General features: G+C 57.8%; 24 protein-coding genes. 8 read left to right on the top strand and 16 right to left on the bottom strand.

What is annotated here, in order from left to right; translation table 11 throughout:
- The first annotated feature begins 285 nt into the window (after positions 1-285).
- Together LYZ69_09290 and speB are read left to right on the top strand one after the other, a co-directional pair.
- Positions 286-4,074 (top strand): ribonuclease H-like domain-containing protein, encoded by a 3,789-nt coding sequence (locus LYZ69_09290; protein ID MDV3278638.1) that lies wholly within the window; start codon positions 286-288, stop codon positions 4,072-4,074.
- A 65-nt stretch (positions 4,075-4,139) separates the two neighbouring features.
- A complete protein-coding gene (speB, locus tag LYZ69_09285; protein ID MDV3278637.1) occupies positions 4,140-5,015 on the top strand; it encodes an agmatinase in 876 nt (291 codons plus the stop codon).
- 12 nt (positions 5,016-5,027) lie between these two features.
- On the opposite strand, the gene thrS is transcribed toward speB, so the two are convergent.
- Positions 5,028-6,707, bottom strand: coding sequence for a threonine--tRNA ligase (thrS, locus tag LYZ69_09280; GenBank protein ID MDV3278636.1), 1,680 nt, complete (start codon positions 6,705-6,707; stop codon positions 5,028-5,030).
- A gap of 30 nt (positions 6,708-6,737) precedes the next feature.
- Positions 6,738-6,932 carry a hypothetical protein gene (locus LYZ69_09275; protein ID MDV3278635.1) on the bottom strand — a complete coding sequence of 65 codons (195 nt, stop codon included), beginning with the start codon at positions 6,930-6,932 and terminating at the stop codon, positions 6,738-6,740.
- 66 nt (positions 6,933-6,998) lie between these two features.
- On the opposite strand from LYZ69_09275, the gene LYZ69_09270 reads away from it, so the two are divergent.
- On the top strand, positions 6,999-7,598 hold the full coding sequence (locus LYZ69_09270) for a CDP-alcohol phosphatidyltransferase family protein (protein MDV3278634.1): 600 nt from the start codon (positions 6,999-7,001) through the stop codon (positions 7,596-7,598).
- Here the strand turns inward: LYZ69_09270 and LYZ69_09265 are convergent.
- The 4 genes from LYZ69_09265 to LYZ69_09250 form a co-directional block, all read right to left on the bottom strand.
- Positions 7,552-7,869 carry a PadR family transcriptional regulator gene (locus tag LYZ69_09265; protein MDV3278633.1) on the bottom strand — a complete coding sequence of 106 codons (318 nt, stop codon included), beginning with the start codon at positions 7,867-7,869 and terminating at the stop codon, positions 7,552-7,554. The genes LYZ69_09270 and LYZ69_09265 overlap by 47 nt on opposite strands.
- Before the next feature lie 237 nt (positions 7,870-8,106).
- The gene (locus LYZ69_09260) at positions 8,107-8,430 is read right to left on the bottom strand and encodes a hypothetical protein (protein ID MDV3278632.1); all 324 of its coding nucleotides are present in this window, start codon (positions 8,428-8,430) and stop codon (positions 8,107-8,109) included.
- A gap of 24 nt (positions 8,431-8,454) precedes the next feature.
- Positions 8,455-8,730, bottom strand: coding sequence for a hypothetical protein (locus LYZ69_09255; protein MDV3278631.1), 276 nt, complete (start codon positions 8,728-8,730; stop codon positions 8,455-8,457).
- Positions 8,731-9,054: 324 nt separating this feature from the next.
- Entirely contained in the window at positions 9,055-9,330 is a 276-nt protein-coding gene (locus LYZ69_09250) for a 30S ribosomal protein S26e (protein ID MDV3278630.1), read from the bottom strand.
- Between the two features lie 249 nt (positions 9,331-9,579).
- Between LYZ69_09250 and rbcL the strand changes: the two genes are divergently transcribed.
- From rbcL to LYZ69_09235, 3 genes are all read left to right on the top strand, one after another.
- Positions 9,580-10,905 carry a type III ribulose-bisphosphate carboxylase gene (gene rbcL, locus LYZ69_09245; protein MDV3278629.1) on the top strand — a complete coding sequence of 442 codons (1,326 nt, stop codon included), beginning with the start codon at positions 9,580-9,582 and terminating at the stop codon, positions 10,903-10,905.
- A 136-nt stretch (positions 10,906-11,041) separates the two neighbouring features.
- Positions 11,042-11,920: a ribose-phosphate diphosphokinase gene (prs, locus tag LYZ69_09240; protein ID MDV3278628.1), complete on the top strand. Its 879-nt coding sequence runs from the start codon at positions 11,042-11,044 to the stop codon at positions 11,918-11,920.
- A gap of 59 nt (positions 11,921-11,979) precedes the next feature.
- The gene (locus tag LYZ69_09235; protein ID MDV3278627.1) at positions 11,980-12,930 is read left to right on the top strand and encodes a ribose 1,5-bisphosphate isomerase; all 951 of its coding nucleotides are present in this window, start codon (positions 11,980-11,982) and stop codon (positions 12,928-12,930) included.
- A gap of 46 nt (positions 12,931-12,976) precedes the next feature.
- On the opposite strand, the gene LYZ69_09230 is transcribed toward LYZ69_09235, so the two are convergent.
- From LYZ69_09230 to LYZ69_09215, 4 genes are all read right to left on the bottom strand, one after another.
- Positions 12,977-13,912 (bottom strand): ABC transporter permease, encoded by a 936-nt coding sequence (locus LYZ69_09230; protein ID MDV3278626.1) that lies wholly within the window; start codon positions 13,910-13,912, stop codon positions 12,977-12,979.
- Positions 13,903-14,886, bottom strand: a complete 984-nt coding sequence (locus tag LYZ69_09225; protein ID MDV3278625.1) for an ABC transporter permease — start codon at positions 14,884-14,886, stop codon at positions 13,903-13,905. The genes LYZ69_09230 and LYZ69_09225 overlap by 10 nt, the downstream gene beginning before the upstream one ends.
- Before the next feature lie 104 nt (positions 14,887-14,990).
- A complete protein-coding gene (locus LYZ69_09220) occupies positions 14,991-16,502 on the bottom strand; it encodes an ABC transporter ATP-binding protein (GenBank protein MDV3278624.1) in 1,512 nt (503 codons plus the stop codon).
- A 50-nt stretch (positions 16,503-16,552) separates the two neighbouring features.
- Entirely contained in the window at positions 16,553-17,800 is a 1,248-nt protein-coding gene (locus tag LYZ69_09215) for a BMP family ABC transporter substrate-binding protein (GenBank protein MDV3278623.1), read from the bottom strand.
- Positions 17,801-17,941: 141 nt separating this feature from the next.
- On the opposite strand from LYZ69_09215, the gene LYZ69_09210 reads away from it, so the two are divergent.
- Positions 17,942-18,844, top strand: a complete 903-nt coding sequence (locus LYZ69_09210) for a PfkB family carbohydrate kinase (GenBank protein MDV3278622.1) — start codon at positions 17,942-17,944, stop codon at positions 18,842-18,844.
- Here LYZ69_09210 and LYZ69_09205 read toward each other — a convergent pair.
- The 5 genes from LYZ69_09205 to LYZ69_09185 are packed head-to-tail and all read right to left on the bottom strand — an operon-like array spanning position 18,783 to position 23,995.
- Positions 18,783-19,817: a PfkB family carbohydrate kinase gene (locus tag LYZ69_09205; GenBank protein ID MDV3278621.1), complete on the bottom strand. Its 1,035-nt coding sequence runs from the start codon at positions 19,815-19,817 to the stop codon at positions 18,783-18,785. The two genes, LYZ69_09210 and LYZ69_09205, sit on opposite strands and share 62 nt — an antisense overlap.
- 20 nt (positions 19,818-19,837) lie before the next feature.
- Positions 19,838-21,283, bottom strand: a complete 1,446-nt coding sequence (gene proS, locus LYZ69_09200; GenBank protein MDV3278620.1) for a proline--tRNA ligase — start codon at positions 21,281-21,283, stop codon at positions 19,838-19,840.
- A gap of 25 nt (positions 21,284-21,308) precedes the next feature.
- Entirely contained in the window at positions 21,309-22,532 is a 1,224-nt protein-coding gene (locus LYZ69_09195) for a hypothetical protein (protein ID MDV3278619.1), read from the bottom strand.
- A 27-nt stretch (positions 22,533-22,559) separates the two neighbouring features.
- Positions 22,560-23,177, bottom strand: coding sequence for a hypothetical protein (locus LYZ69_09190; GenBank protein MDV3278618.1), 618 nt, complete (start codon positions 23,175-23,177; stop codon positions 22,560-22,562).
- Between the two features lie 50 nt (positions 23,178-23,227).
- Positions 23,228-23,995 carry a tRNA (adenine-N1)-methyltransferase gene (locus tag LYZ69_09185; protein ID MDV3278617.1) on the bottom strand — a complete coding sequence of 256 codons (768 nt, stop codon included), beginning with the start codon at positions 23,993-23,995 and terminating at the stop codon, positions 23,228-23,230.
- Between the two features lie 58 nt (positions 23,996-24,053).
- Here LYZ69_09185 and LYZ69_09180 point away from each other — a divergent pair, with 58 nt between their 5' ends.
- Positions 24,054-24,836, top strand: coding sequence for a hypothetical protein (locus LYZ69_09180; protein ID MDV3278616.1), 783 nt, complete (start codon positions 24,054-24,056; stop codon positions 24,834-24,836).
- A 6-nt stretch (positions 24,837-24,842) separates the two neighbouring features.
- Here the strand turns inward: LYZ69_09180 and endA are convergent, their stop codons facing one another.
- Positions 24,843-25,394, bottom strand: coding sequence for a tRNA-intron lyase (gene endA, locus LYZ69_09175; GenBank protein MDV3278615.1), 552 nt, complete (start codon positions 25,392-25,394; stop codon positions 24,843-24,845).
- Between the last annotated feature and the right edge of the window lie 27 nt (positions 25,395-25,421).

Here is a 25,421-nt window from a genome sequence, read left to right as displayed (position 1 = left end):
ATGGACGAATGGTGTGGCCATGGGGCGAGGAACAAGAAGATACCCGATTTCATCTTGTTCCACTCAAATATGAAGGTGCTGAGATCTTTCTTAGAGGGTTACACCGCGGGAGACGGCTCAACTGGGTTTACAAGAAATACGAAGGCGAGAAATGAGGTCCAAGAAATGACGTCGGTATCCAAACTACTCGTCTTCCAGCTTCAACAGGCATACGCACGATTGGGGATATTCGCTCACATCACATTGCAACATGCTCCAAGCAATTACTCAATAGAAGGACGGAAAGTGCGTCAAAAAGAGGCTTACACCGTAAGATTCGTCAAGCGACCAAAGTTTACGCACGCAAAGAGAATTGGAGAATTCTTTTACGTTCCTATCAGAAGAGTAGAGACTGTCAAATTCAGCGGCACTGTGTACAACATTCAAACGAGCGACAACACATATCTGGTGAATAACGTTGTGGTGCACAACTGCTACACGAAGCTCCCGGCCGAGGACCTCGCGGAGATCAAGTCGAGGAAGGACGTCATTCAGATTGTAGATGAAGAGAAGCTCGACCTCCTCGCCGACAGTAAGGTGATTGTGAGGAAGATTGTGACTACGGACCCGCTCGCGATAGGCGGGGGGAACGACTCGATACGGGACAAGATTACCGCATGGGAGGCCGACATCAAGTACTACGAGAACTACGCCTACGACAGGGGTCTGAAGATGGGCACCTTCTACACAATCTCGAAAGGCGAGGTGAAGGCCCTGAAGAAGGAGGTGCCGGAGAGGGTAATGCGGTCCCTCGAGGAGGTTTCCAAGAAGGACGCCCCAGAGTTCGTTCCATTCCTCAAGGAGTGGGCCGAGCTCCTCGGGCAGCCCCTGACCGACTTCAAGCGAGTCGCGCTCGACATTGAGGTAGCCAACGAGGAGGGCCGCCTGCCGGACCCAGAGAAGTCGACCCTCCCTGTCATCGCAGTGTCATTCTTCGGGGACACGGAGCGGACGGTGTACGCGCTGAGGAGGGCAGGAGGCGGCGTTGCGAATGCGTCGGCGCTCCCTTACTCGCTCGTCATCTTCGACGACGAGGCTGAGATGCTCAGGGCAGCGTTCGACAAGATGATGGACTATCCAGTGATCATCACTTTCAACGGTGACAACTTCGACCTGCGATACCTCAAGCACCGCGCCGACAACCTGAAGATAGGCGAGTCCGAGAACCCGATCGAGCTGCAGCGAGTCGAATCGTCCGTAAAGCACGGGATACACATCGACCTCTACAACTTCTTCAAGAACCGGTCCATCCAAGTCTATGCGTTCAGCAACAAATACACTGAGCATACGCTCAACGGCATATCCGAGGCCCTCATCGGAAAGTCAAAGCTGGAATTCGAAGGGGAGATTGGCGAACTGCCGCTTGAAGAGCTGGCCAAGTACTGTCTCAACGACTCGCAGCTTACGTACGAGCTGGCAACGATGGGAGGATCCGTTGTGATGAAGCTTCTCCTTGTGATAGCGAGGATAGCCAAGATGCCGATGAACGACGTGGGCCGACTCGGAGTCTCCAACTGGATTAGGAGCATGCTGTTTTACGAGCACAGGAAGATTAACGCGCTCATACCGAGGAGCGATGAACTCCTAGAGAAGGGCGGCGCGTCCTCGCAGGCCATAATCAAGGGCAAAAAGTACAAGGGGGGCCTCGTAATCGAGCCGAAGCAGGGCGTCTTCTTCGACGTCTCTGTGCTCGACTTCGCATCGCTCTACCCGAGCCTGATCAAGGTCCACAACCTCTCGTACGAGACGGTCAATTGCCCCCATGAGGAGTGCAGGAGTAACGTCGTCCCTGACACAAGCACCTGGGTCTGCAAAAGGAGGAAGGGCATCACGAGCCTAGTGACCGGCTCCCTGAGGGACCTTCGCGTCAGCCACTACAAACCCTTGACCAGGGACCAGACGCTGAGCAAGGAGGACAGGGAGCTCTACAGCGTCGTGACCCAGGGCCTCAAGGTCATCCTCAACGCCGCCTACGGCGTAATGGGGTTCGAGACGTTCGCCTTCTATTGCCTGCCAGTCGCTGAGGCGACCGCTGCCTTCGGCCGAGAAGCCATAACCAAGACGATACAGAAGTGTACCGAGTCCGGCATTAACGTCCTCTACGGCGACAGCGTAACAGGCGAGCGAAACGTCACGCTCTTGAGCCCATCTGGTCACATAAGGGTCATGCCAATCGAACGCTTCTTCAGCGTCGCAGGGGAATCCATCACCACCCCGGACGGGAAGGAAGAAGCGTACCCCGAAGGTTGGAGTGCGTTGAGCATGGACACGGCGAACGGGTCTGTCAATTTCAAACCGGTGAAGAAAGTAATCCGGCACCGGAGCGGGAAGAAAATCTTTCGTGTCTGGGAGAGATGGGGTTGCACCCGCGTAACCGAAGACCACTCATTGATCGCTGATGAGAATGGATCGCTTGTCCTTGCCCCTCCCACGCAACTCTCGGGGAGGCATCTTGTGCGGGCGTACAGGATTCCAGCACCCAACGAATTGCTTGCTGTGGATGTCTACGACGTTCTAAAGTCTCAGACTTATCGAGTGACGTACAAGGGCAGGCAGAAAGTCATGCACGCTCAATGCGATGACTCGTGGGTATGGTATAGCTGGACGACGAGGAAGAACCCCATCAAGGTGAGACGCTTCATCCTGGTCGGAACCCCAGAATTCAGGGCGCTAGTGGCGCTGTTGGCGGCGTATGTGCCTGAAGGAAGCTCAAGCACGCCAGACACTACGAAGTCTCGGCTCGGGGCGTCTATCTCTTGCACTGACACTGCGTGGCTCGAGAGACTGAGGGAAGACTACATGGTTCTGTTCAGCGGGGCGAATCCCTCCGTAGTCGCTTCGCAACCAGAGCCAAGACACCTGACCTACCTTGGGTCCCACGGTCAGACTGTGACGCTACAGTATCGAGACATGACTCACAAGCTGCAGATGATGAACGAACTCTCTGCAGTCTTCTTCAAGGCGTTTTGCGGTCAGAAGAGTTACGGCAAGGCTCTACCTGACTTCATCTTCAACGTGCCACCTGAGTATAAGCGGCTCTTCTTGGATAACCTCGTAAAAGGAGACGGTAGCAAAATCTTCGGCCCACGATACACTGCGGCTTACTCAAGCAAGAACTTCAGATACGAGACGAAGTCACTGAGTCTCGCCTCCGGGCTGTCCGTGCTCTTGCAACAGATGGGGATTAACTACACAGTCCGATACAGGCCGAGCAAACAGACATACTGCTTTGCAACGGCGACAAAACACAGCAAGAGGCGGACGGGGCCAATCGTCGTGGAGGAGCAGTATGACGGGTACGTGTACGACCTTTCGGTCGAAGGCAACCACACATTTGTCGACAGCTGCGGGAATATTGTGCTGAAGAACACCGACTCCCTCTTCCTTCAGAACATCACGAAGGACCAGATCTCCATGGTGACGAAGTGGGCAGAGGCAGAACTCGGCGTCGAGCTGGATCTCGACAAGACTTACAGATACGTTGCATTCAGCAGCCGCAAGAAGAACTACTTCGGCGTCTTACCGGATGGAACTGCAGATGTAAAGGGTCTGACTGGCCGCAAGTCCCAGACTCCGGAGTTCCTCAAGAAGCTCTTCTACGACACGCTCGGAATCCTGAGCGATGTCAAGACTCAACCCGACTTCGAGACCGCCAGGAGCCGCATCAAGGAACTCCTCGGCACGACCATGAACAAGCTGAAGAACAGGGAGATACCCGTCGAACAGCTCGCGTTCAACGTGATGATCAGCAAGCCGACGGCGAGGTACAACGACAACACGCCGCAGCACGTGAAGGCAGCCCAGCTCCTCGAGAGGAGCGGTCGCGAAATCAAGGGTGGAGACATAATCTCATTCGTCAAGACGAAGGCACCACCCTATGTGAAGCCCGTCCAGCTCGCGAAACCTGAAGACGTGGACACCGACAAGTACATCGAGTACGCGCACTCGATGTTCGACCAGATACTCGACGCCCTCGACTTCTCATTCGACGAGATCATGGGCGCCACTACGCTGGACTTCTTCTGGTCTTCGTAGCGACACCTGCCTTGCTGTCTCGCCCCCCGAACCCATTAATACGCGCGGCAGCGCGCTTTGAGCCGTTGAGCTACACGAACCTGTTCACTTCGGTTAATCCTCTCGTCGGAGGGAGGGACGTGAAGAACCCGCTACTGACTGTGTTCGGCGTTCCTTACGACGGGACGACATCGTTCAGGCCAGGAACGAGGTTCGGTCCGAATGCCATCAGGGAGGCTTTCCTCAACGTCGAGGCGTACTCGAAAGTCCTTGACGTGGACGTGGAGAGGCTGCCGTTGAGGGACGTGGGGAACCTGGCCAAGGTGAACGATGCTGCCGAGATGGTCGGCACTGTATCCAAGGTCACGAAGGAGTTGTTCGAGGAGCGGTCGAAGTTCTGCATGCTCGGCGGAGAACACTCGCTCACCTTCGGCTCCTTCAGGAATGCCCCGAAGGACACGGCCCTGGTCGTCTTCGACGCGCACTTCGACCTGAGGGATGAATGGGAGGGCTCGAAGTCGTCTCACGCCTGCTACCTACGAAGGATTACGGAGACCCGCGAGCCCTCGATTGTGGCGCACGTCGGCGGCAGAGCAGCGACGGAGGAGGAGTGGGGGCTCTCCAAGAAGTTCGGGTTGGTGATCTCGCCCGGGGACGCCGATTCGGAAGAGGCTCTGAATCGATTCACGAAGTTTCTCTCTGGTTTCAGGAACGTGTACGTCAGCGTCGACATCGACGGGCTCGACCCTGCGTTTGCGCCCGGCACGGGGACGCCCGAGGCAGGCGGTCTCACCTCGCTCACCCTCTTGAAGTATCTCTATGCGGTAAGGCCGGCCAAGCTGGTCGCATTCGACATCATGGAAGTCTCGCCTCCCTACGACAACGGGTCCACCGCGGTCGCTGCAGCGAGGTTCATGAACGAACTCGTGGCATTGGTGTACGCGCAGTCGCGCGGCCCTTGAGTTTGAGACAGGTCACTCGAATCTAGCGGCCCGGGCCCTCAGTTCCTCCACGAACTGCTCCGCGGTCATCCCGAACCTCTGCTTCCCGTCCCTGTCCCTTATTGCGATGGTCCCGGCCTTCTGCTCCTTCTCCCCGATAATGACCATCTCGGGGACCTTCTCCAGCTGCGCCTTCTTCACCTTGGCATTCATCGTGCCCGGCTCGAAGTCGCCCTCCGCCCTGATGCCCGCGTCGACGAGCTTCTTCAGCACCTGGCCCGCGTACTCACCGTTCGAGTCGGTGATCGGTATCACTTTCACTTGGACCGGAGAGAGCCAGATCGGCAGCCTGCCTTGGTAGTGTTCCAGCATTACCCCGATGAACCTCTCTAGGGAGCCGAGGATCGTCCTGTGGAGGACGACGGGTGTGTGCTCCTTCCCATCGGACCCGGTGTAGGTGAGTTTGAAACGTTTCGGCATCTGGAGGTCGAGCTGGAAGGTACCGCACTGCCACTCGCGACCCAGAGAGTCCTTGATGTCCACGTCAATCTTGGGCGCATAGAAGTTCCCCTCCTTCGCCTTGACCTCGTAAGGGAACCCCATCTTCTTGACAACCCGTATCAGCGTGTTCGTGGCCCTCTCCCACTCTTCGTCGCTGCCCATCGACTCGTCCGGCCTTGTCGATACCTTGACCTTGTACTCCAGCTTGAAGACGCCGTACACTTTCACCATTAGGTCGAGGAGGTCAGCCAGTTCCTTCTCGGCCTGGTCCTCCGTTGCGATAATGTGGGCGTCGTCCTGACTCAACACCTTCACCCTGAAGAGCCCGCTCGCGACACCGCTCAACTCGTTCCTGTAGAGTGGGTCGAAGGTCGCGTACTTCACAGGGAGGTCTCGGTAGCTCCATCTTCTCGACTTGTAAACCAGGAAGGTCGAGGGGCAGTTCATCGGCTTCATGCCGAGTTCCTCCTCTCCCAGTTTGGTCAGGAACATGTTGTCTTTGTAGTGTTCCGCGTGACCGCTTACTCGCCAGAGCGCTGTGTTGGCAAGTGCGGGGCTACTGATTTCGACGTATCCTCTCTTGGCCAGCTCAGCTCGCAGGAAGTCCTCGAGTATGTTGCGGAGCTTCAGCCCCTTGTCGTGCCAGTAGACCATCCCAGGCGAAGGCTCCTGGAAGCTGAACAAGTCCAGCCTCTCGCCTATTATCCTGTGGTCTGTCTCCGGAAGGCTGCCGAAGTCGCTCCTCTTTATGCGAGCCATTGCTTCGCTCTCTGAAATCTCGCGCCTCGGCTTCGTCTTCGGGACTGCTCCCACTGCGAGGTTCGAGTAGCTCCTGGACATCTCAGCGAGGGGGTGGCCCTTTACCTTCACTTGGAGTGCCTTGTTCCAGCCGAAGGGGGCACGCATCACCTCGAGTCCTGCCTTCTTCGCTTCGGCCTCCATCGCGAGAAGCACGGGAAGGGCATCAGATGGCGTCGCCAGATCCTGCGACAGGTGGGCGAAGGGGTAGATCATCAGTCGCTTCGTCCCCAGCTTCGAGAGGAATTCCTTCGCCTCAGACACGGCCTTCGCGGCCAGCTGCGCGTCGTCCCCCGTCTCGACAGTGGTGAACAAAACTACGACCTCGTCCTCCCTGACCTGCTTGGGCCGTATCTCCTCCGCGCCCGCTATCTCCTTCTGAATCGGCTTGTACTCTATGAAATCGGTGTGCATCTGGAGAATCTTCAGTTCTATCCGCCCTCCTTACCACCTGGCTCGTTCCAGCGACTTCGACTTCTTCGTAGCCTTCTTCCAGACCTTGTAGTGTTCGTGGCAGAGGTAGACGCGCCTTCCCTCCCCGCCCACGTTCAGCCCGCTTCCCGACATCTGTTCCCTGCTAAGTGAGCGCACGGCTTTGTTGGCGCAACCGCTCGCGTTGCACGTGACGCCCTTGTCCACTTTGCCCAAGGTGGGGTGCAAACTCGTCTCAGTATTTATAATGTTGACTCGAAGGCTCGCCCGCACATGCTGGACAGGCTCCGCGCCCGCCTGAACGGCTACCTGCTCGGTCTGGGCAGAGCCTTCACCGCGTTCGGGCTGTCCCCTACGGCGTGGACAGCCGTGGGTTTCCTAGTCGCTGTACTCTCGGGCGCTTCCTTTTCGCTCTCAGGATACAAGGGAGAGTTGCTCGGGGGACTCCTCATCCTCGGTTCAGGCTTCTTCGACATCGTGGACGGCGCCGTGGCTAGGGTGACGAACGCGGTCTCGAAGAGGGGCGGCTTCCTCGACTCGACATTAGACAGGCTTGCCGAGGTCGCGATCTTCACGGGAATCCTTGTCGGGAACTACACAGGATCCACAGTGGTCCTCCTCAGCCTATCCTTCAGCCTCCTCGTCAGCTACACGAGGGCCAAGGGAGATTCGCTTGGCATCAGCCTGTCTGGAGTCGGCGTGGGTGAGCGGAGCGAGAGACTCATCGTATTGGCAGTCTTCTCCCTCTTGGGTCTCGTCGACCTAGGAGTCTTCATCGTCCTTCTGATGGCGGGGTACACATTCCTCGAAAGGACCTACAGGGCCTCTAGGTCCCTCTCGCAGGCCGTTCCATCCATCCTCCAACCTCCTTGATTAGCCTCCTTGCCCGCTCGAGTTCCTCCCTTCCCTTTCCCGTGATCTCGTACGTCGAGCGGAACTCACCGGATGCCTTCCTCACGAGACCCTCTCTTCTCAGCCTGTAAAGAACCGAGTAGAACGTTATCCCGGCAGCAGAGAACCCAAACCTTTCCCTCACTCTCTCCCTGACCTCTCCCGGAGAAGCGTCAGATCCCTCGAGTGTCGTGAGAATGTAGAGCCAAAGGTTGCCGCGCGTCAGCGACTCCCTGAGGCGTTCATAAGCCATGCGTCTCGCCAACCCTCTCAGAGTTCAATAACGTTGCGTCCTCCTGCCCCACAATTCATGACCGCAATCGGGTCCGTCTGGATGGTGAGCAGGCAAATGTAGCCGAAGGCAGGTTTCACGAAGGGTCAGAAGGTTCCGCCTGGAGCGCGGCTACCAGCCTTTCCTTTCGCTCTTCGCTCTTACCTTGACTATCCCGTAGTGGACGCTGCAGCTGATGCAGTAATCAGTCGAGGACGTCTACTGTTGAGCATCAGCGCGGTCAATAAACCTCCGCGCCCTCTTGATTCTTCCCTCAAGCCAGCTTGCGGCCCATTCACCAATCTGAGTTTCTCCCAGCTTGACCCTCCGCTTCGAGTTCCACGCTTTCAACGCCTCGTGAGCGTACTCCCTCCATACAGGAACTAGGAACTCATCAGTAGTGTGCCTCCCCCTTACGCTCCCGGAGCGTGGGAAGAAGTTCAGAGCTGCCTTAGCCTCCATGGCTTTTAGACCGCTGAGACGGTTTCCAAGTACCTCAAGCAGAGCGTACGCTTTTGCTGCATGGACCTTGACAGCCCCCATCGGCAGCACGGTCGGCCTGGGGCCTCATGAGGTAGTGATGGGCGCCGCAAGGATGTTGGAGATTTCTGAGAGAACGTCGAAATCGTTCATGCTGCCGCAGACCACCAATGATGTAAGGTCGGTCCTCTTGAAGAACGCAACAGAAATCGAGCCCTCGTCCATGACCCACTGCGCAACCTTCGTCCTGTCATCCTCAGAGGCTAGGCGTCTTCTGATGTAATTCGACAGCCCTACCTCGGGTCGCGACGTGACAGTCAAGGAGTAATCTCTGAGCCATCGCTTCACGACCGCTCGACTCACGCCGAAGGCGGACGCGACTGCGATATGAGTTCCTAATTCATTGAACGCCGCTTGGACGGTCTCTCTCGAGGGATCTCTCCTAATTCTTCTTTCTCCGCTTGGAAAGACGGTGACCTTGATTGCCTCAGCATATCTCTCGACGAGGAGATGTTCGACGTGGCGACTACCCGGGCACAAATTGGCATGCCGGGTTCGCTGGTCGGTGATAAAGCTGGAATGCTTGCGGGCACTCTTTTCGGTGGACTTGGCTGAAACTAAGATTGGCTTCTATTCACGAACCTCATCCGGCTGGGATTGGCTTTCTAGGGTAGCTCTGGCCCAAGATTACCAGTTTCGTCGCTCAGTTTTTGCCCTGACCTTCACGATTCCATAATGAACCGCGCAACTCACGCAGTAATAGCGAACTGTCGTGGGTGCTGCAATGTAAGCTCCGGCCTGCCTGAGCTCCCTCGCGAGGGTCGGTTCGACCATAGAGAGTCTTGTTGTGACCTTCTTTGCCTTGTCCCTAGGCACCGAGGCTCCGCAGTTGCTGCAGTAGATGGTGCCGCTCCTCCCCTTGCCTCCCTTGGAACGGCCGCGACTCTTTCTCTTCTTGGACAAAAATAAGCTAGGACTTCGCTCCGAGGCCTCTTTAAAAAGACTGCTAGGTCGCCGTGGTTCAGGCAACTCGTCGCTGGCTATCTGGGGAGTACCGGCCAGAGCACTCTGGGTCCTAGTCGTCGCACCCACCTGCCGCATCTGGCAGACCTTCCTCGGGATGCGTCGCCGAGCAGCCAGTCGGCACATGCCATCAGAAGCGGCTGCGGCTACGAGAAAATGACTATATGCTTGCACACGCTTGGAACCCTGATGGCCCAGAAGAGAGCCCGCGCCCAAGCCTCCGACCGCGAAGTAGAATGGTATCACGACTTCGTGGATGTCAAGAGCAATCCCAAGGGAGGAGACCTGATTGCCTTGTTCAGAATCACCCCCGCCCGAGGCTTCACAGTGGAGGACGCAGCCGGCAGGGTGGCGTCGGAGAGCAGCGTCGGGACCTGGACCACGCTGACCACGCTCACACCAAGGGTTAGGCGACTGATGGCGAAAGCCTACGACATCTCCGGCTTCATGGTGCGAGTCTACTACCCTCCTGGACTCTTCGAAGGGGCCAACATGCCGCAGATTCTCAGTTCCATCGCCGGAAACGTCTTCGGAATGAAGGCGGTCAAGGAACTGAGGCTGGTGGACGTAATATGGCCCAGAGAGATTGTCCGTAGCTTTCGAGGACCCCAGTTCGGCATATCTGGCATTAGGAAGTTCATGAGGGTACCGAAGAGACCGCTCACAGCGTCCGTGCCGAAGCCGAAGCTGGGCCTCACCTACGTCGAGCATGCCCGTCACGCCTACGAAGCGTGGAGCGGAGGTTTGGACCTCCTGAAGGATGACGAGAACTTGACCAGCCAAAGCTTCAACTCGTTCGAGAAGCGCGCTCGGCTCACATTCTCGTACAGAGACAGGGCCGAGAAGGAAACCGGAGAGGGGAAGAGCTACCTGATCAACATCACCGCAGAAACAAGGGAGATGGAAAGGCGCGCGAGACTTGTCCACCAGCTGGGCGGAGAGTATGTCATGGTGGACATTTGCACTGCAGGCTGGGCTGCGTTGGAAACTCTGCGAGACGTGTGCGCTGACCTGGGTCTTGCAATCCACGCACACAGGGCATTCCACGCCGCGTTCACACGGAATCCCACGCACGGCATGTCGATGGCAGTTCTGGCTGAGACAGCGAGGCTGATAGGGGTGGACCAGCTCCACATCGGGACGGTGATAGGCAAGCTCGAGGCATCCAAGGAGGAGGTACTCGGACTGCAAGAGAAACTGACAAAGGGCAGCAGCCAAGGAGTGGGCTGGACGCTGGAACAGAGCTGGTACGGGAAGAAGCCTGTCTTGCCCGTGAGTTCGGGAGGGCTTCACGTCGGTCTTCTCCGTCCTCTGCTGGACATGCTTGGCACGGACTTGGTTGTGCAGATGGGTGGGGGGATATGGGGACATCCGGACGGCGGGCGCGCCGGCGCCAAGGCGCTCAGAGACGCTATAGATTGCTACATGGAAGGGCACGACATCAACGACTACGCCAAGAAGAGTCCCGAACTCGCTGCCGCCCTAAGGAAATGGGGATCCCTGACGTACCGTTAGTCTGCTACAGTCTGCCCTGTCTCGAAGGAGAATCGGTTCCCGAGACGATGAAGCTACTGCCTCAAGAAGCAAATGATATTAGGTACGACGGGATACCAAGTCTGTAACAGTCCCCTCGTTAGGGAGAAGAACGGTCATGCTAATCATTGCAGGCAGCGGCGCATCCAAGCTGGGAAGGGATGTTGCTGCTCTGAAGAACTCCGATCTTGTTGAATTTGAAGAGAGGAAGTTCCCAGACGGAGAGAGGTACCTCGACCTGACACGGAACTGCAAAGGCGAGGTCGTCTCGATAATCCAATCCACTTACAGGGATCCAGACGGACTTCTAATGGAGTTTGTCATGCTAGCAGATGCTGCCCACGGAGCTGGAGCTGCGAGCATCACGGGTGTCTTCCCCTACCTCGCGTACCTGAGGCAGGATGAAAGATTCAAGCAGGGTGAGGCGCTATCATCGCGTGTCTTCGCAAGATTGATTGACTCCAGCGGAACCTCGAAGCTGTTCGTCGTAGACCCGCACCTGCACAGGACGCATGACCTGGGACAGCTCTTCACCACTCCCGCCGTAAGCCTGTCTGCCATGAAAGACTTGGCATCCTACGCCTCGAGCAACTTCAGCCTTGTCGACCCTCTCGTGGTTGCTCCTGACGTAGAGGGCTCGCAGTGGGCTTCGAAGGTTGCTTCGGCTCTGGGAGCAGAGAGTGCCACAGCAACGAAAGTCAGGCTTGGGGATGCGTCTGTGAAGATGGACTTCGAAGGCCCTTCCGCGGATGGACGGGACGTCCTGCTTGTCGATGACATCGTAAGTACCGGAGGCACACTGGCTGGCATCGCAACCATCCTGAAGAAGACCGGGGCGAGACGGGTCATCGCCCTGGTGACGCACGGACTGTTCGCGCCTGGAGCATACGAACGAATGATAGCATCAGGCATCGATCACGTGGTGACAACCGATACCGTCCCCAATGACAGCGCTGTCGTGAGCGTGGCCCCATTGATAGCCAGAAGCCTCGGGTGACATCCCGGACTACTCTGAATCAGAAAGAGATTTGAGATGGCCTGCGCTTCCCCACGCAAATGAGTGGGAACGCCGTCGAGTCAACCTACTCCCTCATCAAGAGCATGAGAGTCAGGGGAGCAGGTCGCATAGCGAGGGAAGCCGTCTCGGCTTTGAAGCAGTATTGCGACGGCGGGAGGTTCTCCTCCGCGGATGAGCTCTACCAAGGCCTTCTCGCTGCTGGCGCTAGGTTAAAGGAAGCAAGGCCAACCGCGGTGTCACTCCCCAACGCGATAAACCATGTCCTTTCGGTTGCAAGTCGCAACAGAGAGAAGGAGGTCTCTCTGGGTTCTCTAATCGCGGGCATAGACGAGGCGTGTGACAACTTCATGGCTTCCAGCCTCGGGGCAGTCCAGGCCATTGGTAGCATCGGCGCAAAGAGGATAGTCAACGGCGACACCATAATGACACACTGCAACAGCGAAGCAGTCACAGCTATTCTCAGCTCCGCGCACAACGACGGGAAGAGATTCGGGGTCCTTGTCACGGAGACACGGCCGAGGTACCAGGGAAGGATTACAGCATCTGTACTGGCCAGGAAGGGCCTGGACGTCTCCCTGATACCCGACTCCGCGGCCAGGGTCTACATGCGCAAGGTGGACAAAGCACTGGTGGGGGCCGATGCCATAGCCTCCAACGGCGCCGTCGTCAACAAGATAGGGACCGCACAGATAGCGCTCATCGCGCACGAGGCGAGGGCCAGGTTCTACGTCGCAGCAGAGACCTACAAGCTCAGTCCGACCACAATGCTTGGGGAGCTCGTCGAGATAGAGAACAGGAGCCCATATGAGGTTGTCCCCAAGTCATATCTGGATGCCAACAAAAAAGTCAAGGTGAAGAACCCTGCTTTCGACGTTACCCCTCCGGAGTACATCGACCTGATAATCACAGAGCAGGGTGTGTACCCACCGCAAGGAATCGTGCTTCTCATGAGGGAGCTGTACCCAGAGCCCGTGTCAAGGCTGCATTGACCTCTTAGCCTGCATTCGCTTTCTCGAGCCGCAATCCCCGATGTCACTACTCCTTCCTATATGGCAGGCCCAGTGCGGCGGGGGGCCTGAGCCTCCTGGACGAGATGGAGAGCACTACCACTGTGACAAGATACGGAAGGGAACCGAAGAGGAAGGTCAGTCCCAGAGCGGAGTTGAACTGGACGTAGACGCCCCAGCTAAGGCCGAAGAGGATGCTGACGCCCAGCACCCACACCGGGCTCCACGCGCCTGCAATGACCGCGGACAGCGCTATGAACCCAAGGCCCCTCGTCATGCCCCTGACGAAGTAGTTGGAGAGGACGACCGACAGGTAGGCACCCGACATCCCAAGGAAGGCCCCTCCAACCGCTGTCGCCAGTATTCTCGTCCTTGCTACGTTGAGTCCCGCGGCTTCTGCCGCCTTCGGGTTCTCTCCCACCGCACGTATGTGCAGACCGAACCTCGTCCTGTATAGAAGGAAGTAGGCCAAGAGGGGTGAGATGAACATCAGGATCTCAAGCGGGCTTATCCCCCCGCTCGACGCCAGGCCTGGGATGTAGAAGAGGGAAGGCATCTGGTTCGCCAAGGGGGTCGAGTTGACCGTCGGGCTCTTTGCTAGTACGCCCGTGCCTATCACTCCCAAGACTGTTATCCCCCCAGCAAAGACATTGATTCCTATGCCTGCAATCACCTGGTCCACGTGAAGCTTGGTGCTTATGAATGCGAAGATGAAGTTCAGCACCATGCCAATGGCAGCACCGCCCAGCAGACCAAGCAGGGGTGAGTAGATGCCAACCGTCCCCTCCGTGAACCAGTTGACGAAACCGCCCATAAATGCCGAGATCAGCATCGTGCCCTCTATGCCTATGTTGATTATCCCTGACTTCTCTGTGATTAGCTCACCCTCAGCTGCGAGTGCGACTGTCACCGCCTGCTGCATGCCAACAACCACCACGACAAGAAGAAGCTGCTCTAGGGCCACAGTCTCTTCCTCCCTGTCCTCTTGAGTATGAGCTGGCTGAGGTAAGGCATGGCTGTGAAGAGGATTATCAGGCCCTGAATCGCCCACACGAGCTCCCTCGGCAGCCCTTCAGCCCCCATGAAGGGCGTACCGGCCACCATTACTGCGAAGAAGAATGCAGCCGCAATGGCGGCGATTGGGTTGTTGAGAGCGACAAGAGCAACTGCTATTCCCGCGAAGCCTTCTCCTCCGAAGTATCCTTCGGGGAACTGGTCCACGTAGTTTCCCCTCGAGAGAATATCACCGGCGCCAGCAAGCCCCGCGATTAACCCGCCAATGGCCATCGCGATTATCCTCATCGTCCTCGGGTCTATCCCCTTCGCCTCGGCCGACATTGGACTGGAGCCGACAGCCCGAATCTTGTACCCTAGGGTCGTCCGATTGAGGAAGTACCACGCCGCGATTGCCGTCAGTATCGAAATGAATATCATTATTGACGCGGAGAATCCCGGTATTCTCGGGAGGGTCACAAGGTTGCTGAAGAGCGGTGTCTGGTTTGAGACCAGCGTCTGCGGGAGGATTCTTCCGACGTAGTTGAAGAGGATGTACGAAGACATGGCTTGTGCGACGTAGTTGAGCAGTATCGTCGTGACTATAGCCGAAGCTCTTCTGTAGGTCTCAAGGACTCCGGGGATGAAGGCCCATATGGCACCGAAGAGTGCTCCAAAGAGGAAGGCTACCACCGGCCAGAGTACGAAAGGCATCGGAACGAAGAGGGCCACCAGGGTTGCAAAGATTCCTCCAAGGTAGATCTGCCCTTGCGCCCCGACATTCCAGATACCTGCCTTGCCAGGAATCATGAACGCCAAACCCGAGAGAATCAATGTTGCGGCATAGGTGAGCACGTATGACTGTCCTGCCTCCGTGCCGAGCGCCCCTTGAATCATGACGCCAAAGACGGTCAGAGGGCTGAAGCCTGAAATCAGAATGAGCACCGCACCTGCCAGCACTCCCAGGAGAAGTGCAATTATCGACGGCAGGGCGCGCAGGAATAACTTGGTGAGCTCGCTAGGCTCGGTAGACTTCTGGACACTGTCTGCTAAGCCACTATCCCTCCAAGAAGTTTCCCAAGTTCTTCTATCGTCGCGCCCCTTTGTAATTCACCTATTATCTTCCCCTCGTACATCACCAGTATCCTATCGCTCATGTCCAGAACCTCATCAAAGTCAGCGCTCACAAGGAGAACCCCCTTGCCGTTGTTCCTTGCCTGCACGAGGAGCGACTGTATGTACTCTGTGCTTGCGACGTCCAGTCCCCTTGTGGGTTGGTGCGCGATTAGCAACTGGGGCTCGCTGGAGAGCTCCCTCCCCACGATGAGCCTCTGCTGGTTGCCGCCCGAGAGGTTCTTGGCTTGGGTTTCGATGCTGGGGGCCACCACGTTGAACAGCTGCATCACTTTCTTGGCGAACTCTCTCACCCTTCTCATTGACAACGCGCCCACCCGGGAGGAGAACTGTGGCCTGTCCACGGTCCCAAGCACGCTGTTCTCGGCCACGGAGAAGTCCATCACCAGCCCCCTCAGCGCCCGATCCTCAGGGATATGGGCGACGGAAAGGTCCAGAATCTTTCGCGTACCACACTCGTTGCACCTCGATCCCTTGATGAGTACCTCGCCTGAGGTGGGTCTCCTCAGGGACACTATCGTCTCCACAAGCTCCGACTGGCCATTGCCCTCGACGCCGGCGATGCAGACTATCTCTCCTTCCCTCACAGTAAAGGAACAGTCATTGACTGCTCTCGGTTTGTGTTTGTCCCCTGAGACAAGGTTCTTGACCTCTAGCAGCACGTTTCCTGGCTTGTACGCTGCGAAACTGAACTTCCTCTCCACCTCCCTTCCCACCATCATCATGGCGAGCTTCGTGTACGTAGCGTCCTTCGTGTCTATCGTGCCCACGACCTTACCCCTCCTCATGACGGTGATTCTGTTACTGATCTCCATCACCTCCTTCAGCTTGTGGGTTATGAAAACCACCGTTGCTCCCGATTGAGTCAGTCTCCGAATCGACTTGAAGAGTTCCTCCACCTCTAGGGGTGTCAGGACAGAGGTTGGCTCGTCGAGTATCAGCACTTTCGCGCCTCTGAAGAGCGCCTTGAGTATCTCCGCCCTTTGCTTGAACCCCGTCGGGAGGTTCTCAATGAGCTCGTCCTGGTCTATCTCCAGTCCCGTCCTCTCTATCAGCTCGTTCACCTGCTCCTTCGCCTTCTTCTGGTCGAGAAGCCCGCCCGAAGAGGGCTCAAAGCCCAGGATTATGTTCTCCCTCACTGTCAAGTTAGGAACGAGCGTGAACGCTTGGTTCACCATCCCGATGCCAAGGTTTATCGCGTCCCGGGAGCTCCTGATTCTGGCTGGCTTGCCATCGATTTCTATCCTGCCTGTGTCAGGTCTGTAGAGGCCGTAGAGGATGCTCATCAGCGTGCTCTTGCCGGCTCCGTTCTCACCGAGGAGGCTCATCACCTCGCCCTTCGCCGTAGTGAAATCTACCCCGTCCACGGCGACGACCCCTGGGAACTCCTTCCGTATCTCCCTCATGGAGACCATAGCTTCGCTCAAGATTAATCACAAGAAAGGGGAAGGCTAGGTGAGTGTGCACTCACCTAGCTCTATGGAGCGTAGTTCTCTGGTACCGTGATTGTTCCGTTGAGGATGCCGTTCGTCAGTTGGGTGAGTACTCTCTTTGCGTCAGGCGTCATGTACTGGCTGGTGTAGGTCATCTGGCTTGGGCCGACCGCGTGTTGAGCCAGTCCCATCACGAAGACTCCTCTCACGTGGCACGGCTGATCCCCGGTGTTACCGCACGCCTGGGTCTGTCCATTGAAGTAGGATGCTCCCCACTGCGTTGGGTTGTTCCAGAAGTTACTGAAGTTGTCGTTCACAACGCTCTTGGCAACTGTGAAGACGGCTACGTCCACTCTCTTCATCTCTGATGTAAGGACGAAGGATGGCGCCTTGAATTGACTGGCGTTCGTGTTGTGCTGTACGAAGTACTGGTATGTGCCGTAGTAGTCCTGGTCTGCGTCAACGCCTATCGCCATGTATTGCGGAGGCGTGTTGACGTTCCAGTTCCAGCTGGTCGCCTGGTTCAGTGCTCCTGTCTGGTCGAAGAGCCCTGTCCCGCTTGCGCCAGCAGCCGCGTAGATGATGTCAGCACCCTGCGCGAACATGGCTGTAGCCTCGGACTTCGCTATGTCAGGTGCGTTCCAAGCAGCCGGCGTTGTGCCCGTATACGCGGCCGGGAGGACCGCCACTGGCTTGTTCAGGTAGGTGGAAGCCCATTGGGCACCGAATTGATAGCCGTGCCAGAACTTGTGGATCAGGCCTATGTCCATGCCTCCGATGAACCCGATCTTGTCAGTCTTGGTCATGGCTACCGCCAGGGCGCCAACTAGAGCGCTTCCCACGTTCTCCTGGAACTTGACTGCCACCACGTTGGTCATGTTGTAGATGTCACCATCGACCTGCGTGAAGTACACATTCGGGTACTTCGCTGCCTCCGAGGCGATGGCCTGGTCCATCAGGAATCCGACGGCGACGACGAGGTTGACATGCTTGGCCACGAGCGTCTCTATGTTGGGTACGTAATCGTTCGCGCTCGTCGAGCCCAACTCAATATAGTTGACGCCGAGGGTCTTGTTTGCGTTCAATATGCCTGCGTAGGCCATATCGTTGAACGACTTGTCACCCTTTCCGCCAGTGTCATAGACTACGCCGATGGTGAGCTTTGTCTTGGCTGGCGGTACGCTGGTCGTTGTGTAGTAGTAATAGTATCCCACTCCTGCGACGACGACGATGATGATGATAATTGCTGCACTGATAGTCGAACTAATTCCTCTTCTATTTTCTATCCGCATATCCGTAAGCTTGGTCTATCAACCATGTCTATATAATCCATTGCCACCGAGGTTCCTTCAATCTCGACGGGATGTGGACGAGGGTTTCGATGACAGATGTGCGAAGTGTTAATCTGGAGCCATGCAAGAGCCTGACCCCGCTTGAACGCGTTGGTCGCGGGTTTCGTCACCATCGACACAATCCACTTGCCTGTCCGCACGATCACATCCGTCGGCGGGCCGCCGTCGTATGCGGGCCTGATTTGCTCCAGGTTCGGCTTGGACACATTCGCTCTTACCAAGATCGGAAACGATTTCCCCCCCGACCAGTTCACATGGCTTGCGAGGAATGGCATCTCGCTTAGACCGATAGACCGGAGTGCCACGCAGAAGACAACGAGCTTCAAGATCGAGTCCAAGGGGGAAGGCCGGACCCTCACGCTGGTGAACAGGTGTGAGGACATCTCGGCGAGCCAACTCCCTGACACCCAGTTCAACGCATCTCTCGTCAGCCCAGTTGCGAACGAGGTCTCGGCCGCTCTCCTTTCGGACATCGCGAAGCACTCCGACTTCACCTTCCTCGACCCTCAGGGATTCGTGAGGGCGTTCGACGGGAAGGGCGAGGTGTCAATGTCGAAGCTCAAGAACGCCGACATCCTGTCAAGGGTTGACGCTATCAAGATGGACCAGGGAGAGGCCGAGGCGGTCACTGGAAAGGAGGCTCCAACGGACGCGCTGAGGAAGCTGGCCGAGCTCGGGCTGAGGAAGGGTGTTGTGACTAGAGGGGCAGAGCCCGCCTACGTGCTGGATGGCAACAGGATCTTCTCAGTCCCCGTACCCAGTGTCAAAGTCGTCGACAGCACGGGGGCGGGCGACATACTCGGCGGCACAATCGTATCTTGGTACCTCAAGACGCGCGAGTTCCTTTGGAGCGCATGCTTCGGAATCGCGGCGTCGTCGCTCTCACTGCACATGATCGCTCTCGCGAAGGTGGACCTGCCGATTAGCGTCGACGACCAGGCCAGGAGGCTCTACTCTCAGGCAAGCCCAGTCGCGACCGTCTGATCCGCTCAAGTTTCGCCATCGAGGACTCAAGTTCGCCCCGCGTCGGGCTGCCCCGAGTTTCGTACTTCGTCGCCTTCAGCGCCCCGGCCAGGTTCGCCCAGTTCACCGCGTCGAGGGCGTTCGTACCCATCAGGACGTAGCTCGCGAAGACTCCGAGGAACGCGTCGCCGGAACCTGTGCTGTTGACTGCTCTCTTCCCGAGCAGGGACAGGTCGACTCCGGATACGTTGCTGGTGATCTCGTCCCTCGCCACCATGCAGCCTCTCTCGCCAAGGGTCGCCACGATTGTCAGCTTCGGATGCGACTCTCTGAACCTCTCGAGTGCTACTTCCTCGTCCCTCCTCTGGTACAGGTTCCTCAGCTCGTGGGTGTCGACGACCGTGTAGTCTGAAAGCTGCACGACCTTCTCGAGGGCGCGTATCCCCTCCCTCGTCCTGACCCCTGGGCTGTAGAGGATCTTGGCACCCCTCCCCCTGGCTGCCCTTGCCGCAGCGAGAGCGGTCGGGACAGGCGGGTCCATCACAATCAACATTGTCGTCCTTGAGAGCACGTCCGCTACACCCCCGCCTGCGAGGTGCTGGGGGGTGATTCTCTCGTTCGCGCCGAAGTGAGTGTGAATCGTTTTCCTGCCATTGCCGTCCACCAGAATGTATGCCCTCCCTGAACGTGAGCCCCTGACCCAGACCAGTCCGTCGGTAATCACCCCTTCTTCCTTCAGGGCCGAAACCTGCCTCCCGGAGATGTCGTCGTCACCCAAGGCGCCTATGAACGCCACCCTGCCCCTGCCAAGGATTCTGGCGCAGGCCACGGCCACGTTTGCCCCCTTTCCGCCGGAGAACTCCTCCACCTGCCTGACAGGGACCTCCTCGCCTGGCCTTGCGAACCTCTCCTCGAAGACGCTGATGTCCCAGTTGACTGCCCCGACGACTGTGAGGAGGCCCCCGCCCGCCGTCCTAATCCTTCGCTGGTTCAATGGGGCCCGGCGCGCTCCGCCTAGTACGACTTTGCGAAATTGGCGACAATCTGCGCGTTCTTGCCGCAGACTACGCATTGTGCTCTGACCTGGTGCTGGTCTACCGGCATGTTGATGATTATCGCTCCAGTCTCCTCCTTGACCTTTGCCTCGCACTCCGCGGAGCCGCACCAAGGCGACCTGACTATTCCTCCTTTGGTCTCGATTATCCGCTTCAGCTCAGCGTACGAGCTCGTCATGTGGGTATTGTTCGCGAGGAAGTTCCTCGCCTTTTCGAGGAGGCTGCGCTGCATCTCCGCGAAGTCCCTTGCTACCTCCTCCTCGAGAGCGGAGAGCTTCGCGGGCCTCTTCGCACCGGTGTCCCTCCTTACGAGCACTGCCTGGCCTGAGGCGATGTCGCGCGGTCCGACCTCGACCCTGAGCGGCACCCCCTTCAGCTCCCACTCATTGAACTTCCTCCCAGGTGTCAGATGGTCCCTGTCGTCTAACCTTGTCCTGAACCTTTGAGAGAGGCGCTCTGCGAGTTTCTTCGCCTCCACGAGGACTTTTTCCTTGTTCTGGTCGTTCACAATCGGCACTATCACTACCTGGATTTCGGCCAACCTCGGAGGTATCACAGCCCCCTTGTCGTCGCTGTGCGCCGCGAGCATCACGCCTATCTCCCTTGTTGTGATTGCCCAAGTGTTCTGGTATGCGTACTGTTTCTGCCCGTCTTTGTCGATGAATACTATCTCGAATGCTTTCGCGAACCTCTGCCCATCCGAGTGGAAGTCCGGTCCCTGAATCGCTTTGCCGTCAGGGAGCAGGTGCTCGATGCTGTAGGACGCCTCAGCCCCCGCGAACTTCTCGCTGTCCGTCTTCCTCCCGACGTACCCGGGAAGGGCCAGTAACTCCTCTGTTATCATCTTGTAGATGCCCAGTATCTGGTCGCGCTCCGCGTCCGCCTCCTCCTTCGTCGCGAAGGCAGTGTGCCCCTCGTTCCAGAGGAATTCCCTCGTCCTGAGAAACGGCGTCGGATGCTTGAACTCCCAACGGACGACATTGTTCCACTGGTTGAGTCTCAGTGGCAGGTCGCGCCAGGACCTTATCCAGCGGGAAATCACCTCGTACATCACCGTCTCAGAAGTCGGCCTTATTGCGAGCCTCTCGTCCAGCTTTGACTTGCCCGCCTCCGTCACCCAGGCGACCTCCGGGGAGAACCCCTCCACGTGCTCTGCCTCCTTCTTCAGCAGCCTCTCCGGTATGAAGATCGGGAAGTAGCAGTTCTGGATTCCCGCCTTCTTGAACTCTGCGTCCGTGGCCTTCTGAATGTTCTCCCAGACCGCGTACCCCGACGGTCGGAAGACCATGCAGCCGGAGACTGGGCTGTAGTCGGCCATCTCTGACTTCAGCATCACTTGGGTGTACCATTCGTCGAAGTTGTCAGCCTTCTTGGCGGTCACGCTCTCTGGGTTGGGTTCGGACATGCAGCCCGACGCTGGCCCTCCTGACTTAATGAATGTGCTCTTTGACGAGCGATGAAACCGTGGCCAAGACAACCATCCTGCTCCTGTTCAGGAAGAGTTCCACGGCCGACAGGACGATGTACAGGACGGAGACCTCGAACCGTACAGGTGGGAACGCGAACTGGACCGCGAAGAGGGCGAAGAGCAGCGCCGCTTCCCTCCATGAGAGCTTCAGGTCTACTAGGCAGACGAAGCCGAAGAGCGACTGAGAAGCTGTGAGGAGCAGCTCGTCGACCTGAAGCTGGGTCAGAGCTATACCATGGAATCCGCCGAGCGCAATGGCATACACGACAGGTATCGTGGCGAGGAGCACGGTCCACTGGTTGAGCTTCGAAGAGACCAGGTTGGCCAGCGCCATTGCGCCCTTCCCAGTCTTCGCCGCCCAGTAGAAGACCGTGATTGCTTCTGGAAGCTCCGTCAGGACTGGGGTAAGCCATTGGATGAGGAGGTATTGGTTCACGTTCAGCGAGGAGGCGACAGCGAGGAAGCTCCCGACGAAGGGCTCTGCCCCGAACACTATCACAGCCCCGCCGACTCCAACGAAGAAGGCCGTGGCAAGCAACTTCCTGGCGCCCGAGAGGGAGGCAACTGCGAGCGCAGGACCTTCCAGCTCGCCTAGCCTCTCCTCCCCGTGCGGCGGCAGCTTCTTCGCGATGTAGAGGTAGGCGGCGAAGACTGCGAGAAGCACCGCTGCATCCTCGACCCCAAGACTCCTTCTGGCGACGATCACGAATGAGTAGAGGGTCGCCAGCCCGAGGAACAGTATCGCCATGCTCTGCTGGCCTTCGAGTTCCAGCGCATCTCGATTGACGCCCGCCCTCTTTGAGGCAAAGTAACTCAGGACGAACACGACCGGCCAGCCTAGTCCGAGGAGCAGCCTGTTGGCCCCGGTCATCGCAGCCGTCGCGTAGTGCAGAATCGTCGCGTCGGTCGCTCCCCTGTAGGCAAGCACCACCTCGACAGAGTACTCGGGCATCACCTGGACGATCGCGAGCACGGCGAGCGCGAGGACCTGGGAAACGACGAACTGCAGCGACTCGGTTCCCCATGCGAGAGCGAACCCCGCTGAGGCTATCGCCAAACCGGTCGCCGTTGCGACCACGGCATCGTTCCCGCTTTCAAAGCCGAAGAACACGACGGCAACGAAGGGCATGAAGGTGAGGAGGAGGACGCCGACCTGAACCTTGTCGGACCTGATGAAGCCCGCCAACAGCCCACGGTCAGGACGCGACTGGTATTAAGCGGGAGCCTCTTGTTTCGTCTTTCTCTCCGCTTTGAGGAACAGGTAGAGCCCAGCGATTAGGAGGACTAGCGAGATCCCCAGGCCTGCTGGCGTGTTCCTCTTCCCTACCTCGTACAGAACTGGAGGAATGAGCAGCATTGAGACGATCCCGAGAATCCTGCTTCTGGTCAGCGCGCCCCGCTTGAATGGAGCGGTCGCGAGGTAGCTGAGTATGACGAGCATCACTGGGAAGGCGAGCGAGAACCTGCCCACCAGGAAATCCGAGACTGCGCCCGTTACGCCAGTGAAGCCGTTGGCGTACAGCGCCATGATGAGCGACAGGACAAAGCTCGCAGCAGCCAGCTTCTGAAGGAACCCACTCTCAGACTGCAGCCTAGCCATCCTCGACGAAGGCTCGACCCCCGCCACTTCGAGGATGAGACCGAGGAAGACCGCGAGCGTCCCGACAACGAAGACTGTTGGGTCCCTCGTGACCGTCAGGTAGACATTGCTCGGGAGCACGAGAGAGATCCCTGAGCCCACCCAGAGGTAGAGACCGTAGACCCCGCTGGCTATGAAGGGAACGAGGAAGAAGAGTGTAGAGACGTCCTCGTACCTGGACCTTTCGTTCATCAAACGGCGTCCGCGACAGTGGTGGACTTAAAACTGTTATGAACTGGCGCTCAGCGCGTTGTCCTTCCGAAGACGAGGTAGGCCGTGTGGCCGACCATGATGTTGGAGGGCCTGGTCATCCCAACCCTCGCTTCCAGATGCCTCATCAGTATCTCAACAGTCTCTATCGCTGCGAAGCCTTCTTCCTTCATCTTCTCCACTAGCTTCTCTGCCTGGTTGGTTGTGGGGGTCACGGCTGCCATCGGTGCGGACGGCTTCAGGCTCTTCTTCATGCTCGTCACGACTTCCCACGGGTCGCCGACGTCGAGGACGCCGGCGTCCATCCCGGTCTCCTCGAAGCCTTGGCGCGAGTCCCCGACCTTGAAGTTGACGAACCCATCCAACCCGAGCCTCTGTAGGTTCTTCTTGGCGTTCTCTTGGAACTCAGGATTGATGTCGTACGTGTAGACTGCGCCTCCTGGCTGGACAAGGTATGCCAGTAGGGCGGTCGTCGCGCCGCTCCCTGTCCCGGTCTCGACCACCCTCGAACCTGCGTGCACCCCGAGCTTGACGACCATCAGGCCTAGGTCCTTGGGGTAGATCACCTGCGTCTTACGTGAGAGCTTCATGATGAGGTCCTCAATAGTCGGCTTGAGGATTAGCAGCTCGTCGCCGAGGGTTGTGGTTGTTCGGACTCCGAACTCCTTCCCGACCAGCCCGGACACGTCGAGTATCCCGAGATGCGTGTGCAGCTTCGGCGTGTCCCTCGGCCGAATGAGCCACCTGCGCCTCCTGTCCCTGTAGACGAGGATGAACGAGTCTTCGGCTATCGTTTCCAACGGACCCGCGCGTATTGCAGGCCACTTATATGCGATTGGAGTGCTTGGGATTGCCCGAATGGCTAGGCGGCGTGGGGAGGGTCATGACGCCGGAAGACTCTCCTTCGAGCCGGGTTCCACGGTCCCTGTCGCCTTCGAAACCAACGGCAAGGGGTGGCATGGGTACCTGGTCCAGCTCCCAGGAGCGTACGTAAGAGGAATGACGGAACTGGATGCGCTTGCGAAAGTCGATTCTGAAGTACGCGCTTATCTGAGATGGCTGGGGTCGGAGCCCAGGCCAGGGAGATACGAAGGCAGGCGCGTGCAACTCCACCGTTCATCCTTGACGGTCGAGGATGCAGACAACGAGATTCTGCTAGACGCAGATGCAGGGGGATTGAGCGAGGATGAGTTCACGACTCTGGTCGAACTCATACGTCGCTCTGGCGCGACCTTCCTAGCGCTGTGCGAAAGGGCGAAGTTCAAGGATTGGGTAGACCAGTCAAGGGTCAGACGGACCTTCTACGGGGGGAACCCGTGTACAGTGAGGGAGATCTTCGCTCACGTACTGGGAACGCAGAGCTACTATATGTCAAGAGTGGGAGCGCGCCCCGAGCGACTTGGGAATGACTTCGCCACGACGCGCGAGGAGTACCTTGAGAAGCTCAACGCAATGTTCGAGCGGGAAGGCAGCGGCGAAGTCCACGTCGTGGACGGGGAGTCGTGGACACTCAAGAAGGTACTTCGCAGGTTCGTCTGGCACGATAGAATCCACGGGAAGGCAATCACGAGAATTCTAGAGAGGCAGAGGCAGCTCGGGCTTATCGAGGCACACTACGACCCGTTCCGTTTCGAACTCTGACCTAGGTTAGGCACGCCACCAGTCGTACCTGAGGTAGTCAACCTTCCCTTTTTCCCTGTCAGCGATGGCAACGATGAACTGCTTCCTCACGGTCGTCGCGAGCCTGCCGGACCTTACCATGGCAGTGGCTGTGATTGTCGTGTGGGGCGCCATCACCTGCACGATATACGGCGCGTGGTCGATGCCGGGACCGTGCTCATAGACTGCGAAGTCTGACCCGAACTTTATCCCTGGCGCGACCACGTACCCGGCCTCTCTCAACTTCACGTAGACCATGTACTTCTCCGCGAAGTCGGTGTACGAGTCTTCGCAGACCTTCTTTAGCTCCTTGGCAGTCAACTCCTTCCCCTCCTCGCTCTTCACTGCCAGCGCCTTCTTCTTCATGAGGTAGTAAGCCTCCATCAGGTCGAGTATCAGCGGCGCGTCGAACTCGAAGTCCTTCGGCTTCGGGATGCCAAGCGGCTTGCCGTAGTAGCCGTCCTTGAAGAGCCTCCTCGACGCCTCCATGTCCCAGACGACGACCCTGTTCTCGAAGAGCCTTCCCACAGACCTTGCCATTCGAGTCCGAGTCCACTAGGGTCGCGT

The sequence above is a fragment of the Nitrososphaerales archaeon genome (genome assembly GCA_032906765.1).
In the GTDB taxonomy this organism is placed as follows: Archaea; Thermoproteota; Nitrososphaeria; order Nitrososphaerales; family Gagatemarchaeaceae; genus DASPPF01.
Note: the sequence above shows the minus strand (reverse complement) of the source record. Positions and strands in the feature narration are given on the sequence as shown.

Excerpts from the sequence above, each read along its gene's own strand:
- prs (MDV3278628.1), top strand. The coding sequence starts at position 11,042 with ATGCTAATCATTGCAGGCAGCGGCGCATCCAAGCTGGGAAGGGATGTT.
- LYZ69_09180 (MDV3278616.1), top strand. The coding sequence starts at position 24,054 with ATGGCTAGGCGGCGTGGGGAGGGTCATGACGCCGGAAGACTCTCCTTC.
- LYZ69_09260 (MDV3278632.1), bottom strand. The coding sequence starts at position 8,430 with ATGGGGGCTGTCAAGGTCCATGCAGCAAAAGCGTACGCTCTGCTTGAG.
- LYZ69_09265 (MDV3278633.1), bottom strand. The coding sequence starts at position 7,869 with ATGGCTTATGAACGCCTCAGGGAGTCGCTGACGCGCGGCAACCTTTGG.
- proS (MDV3278620.1), bottom strand. The coding sequence starts at position 21,283 with ATGTCCGAACCCAACCCAGAGAGCGTGACCGCCAAGAAGGCTGACAAC.
- endA (MDV3278615.1), bottom strand. The coding sequence starts at position 25,394 with ATGGCAAGGTCTGTGGGAAGGCTCTTCGAGAACAGGGTCGTCGTCTGG.
- LYZ69_09190 (MDV3278618.1), bottom strand. The coding sequence starts at position 23,177 with ATGAACGAAAGGTCCAGGTACGAGGACGTCTCTACACTCTTCTTCCTC.
- rbcL (MDV3278629.1), top strand. The coding sequence starts at position 9,580 with ATGGCCCAGAAGAGAGCCCGCGCCCAAGCCTCCGACCGCGAAGTAGAA.
- LYZ69_09215 (MDV3278623.1), bottom strand. The coding sequence starts at position 17,800 with ATGCGGATAGAAAATAGAAGAGGAATTAGTTCGACTATCAGTGCAGCA.
- LYZ69_09235 (MDV3278627.1), top strand. The coding sequence starts at position 11,980 with ATGAGTGGGAACGCCGTCGAGTCAACCTACTCCCTCATCAAGAGCATG.
- thrS (MDV3278636.1), bottom strand. The coding sequence starts at position 6,707 with ATGCACACCGATTTCATAGAGTACAAGCCGATTCAGAAGGAGATAGCG.
- LYZ69_09270 (MDV3278634.1), top strand. The coding sequence starts at position 6,999 with ATGCTGGACAGGCTCCGCGCCCGCCTGAACGGCTACCTGCTCGGTCTG.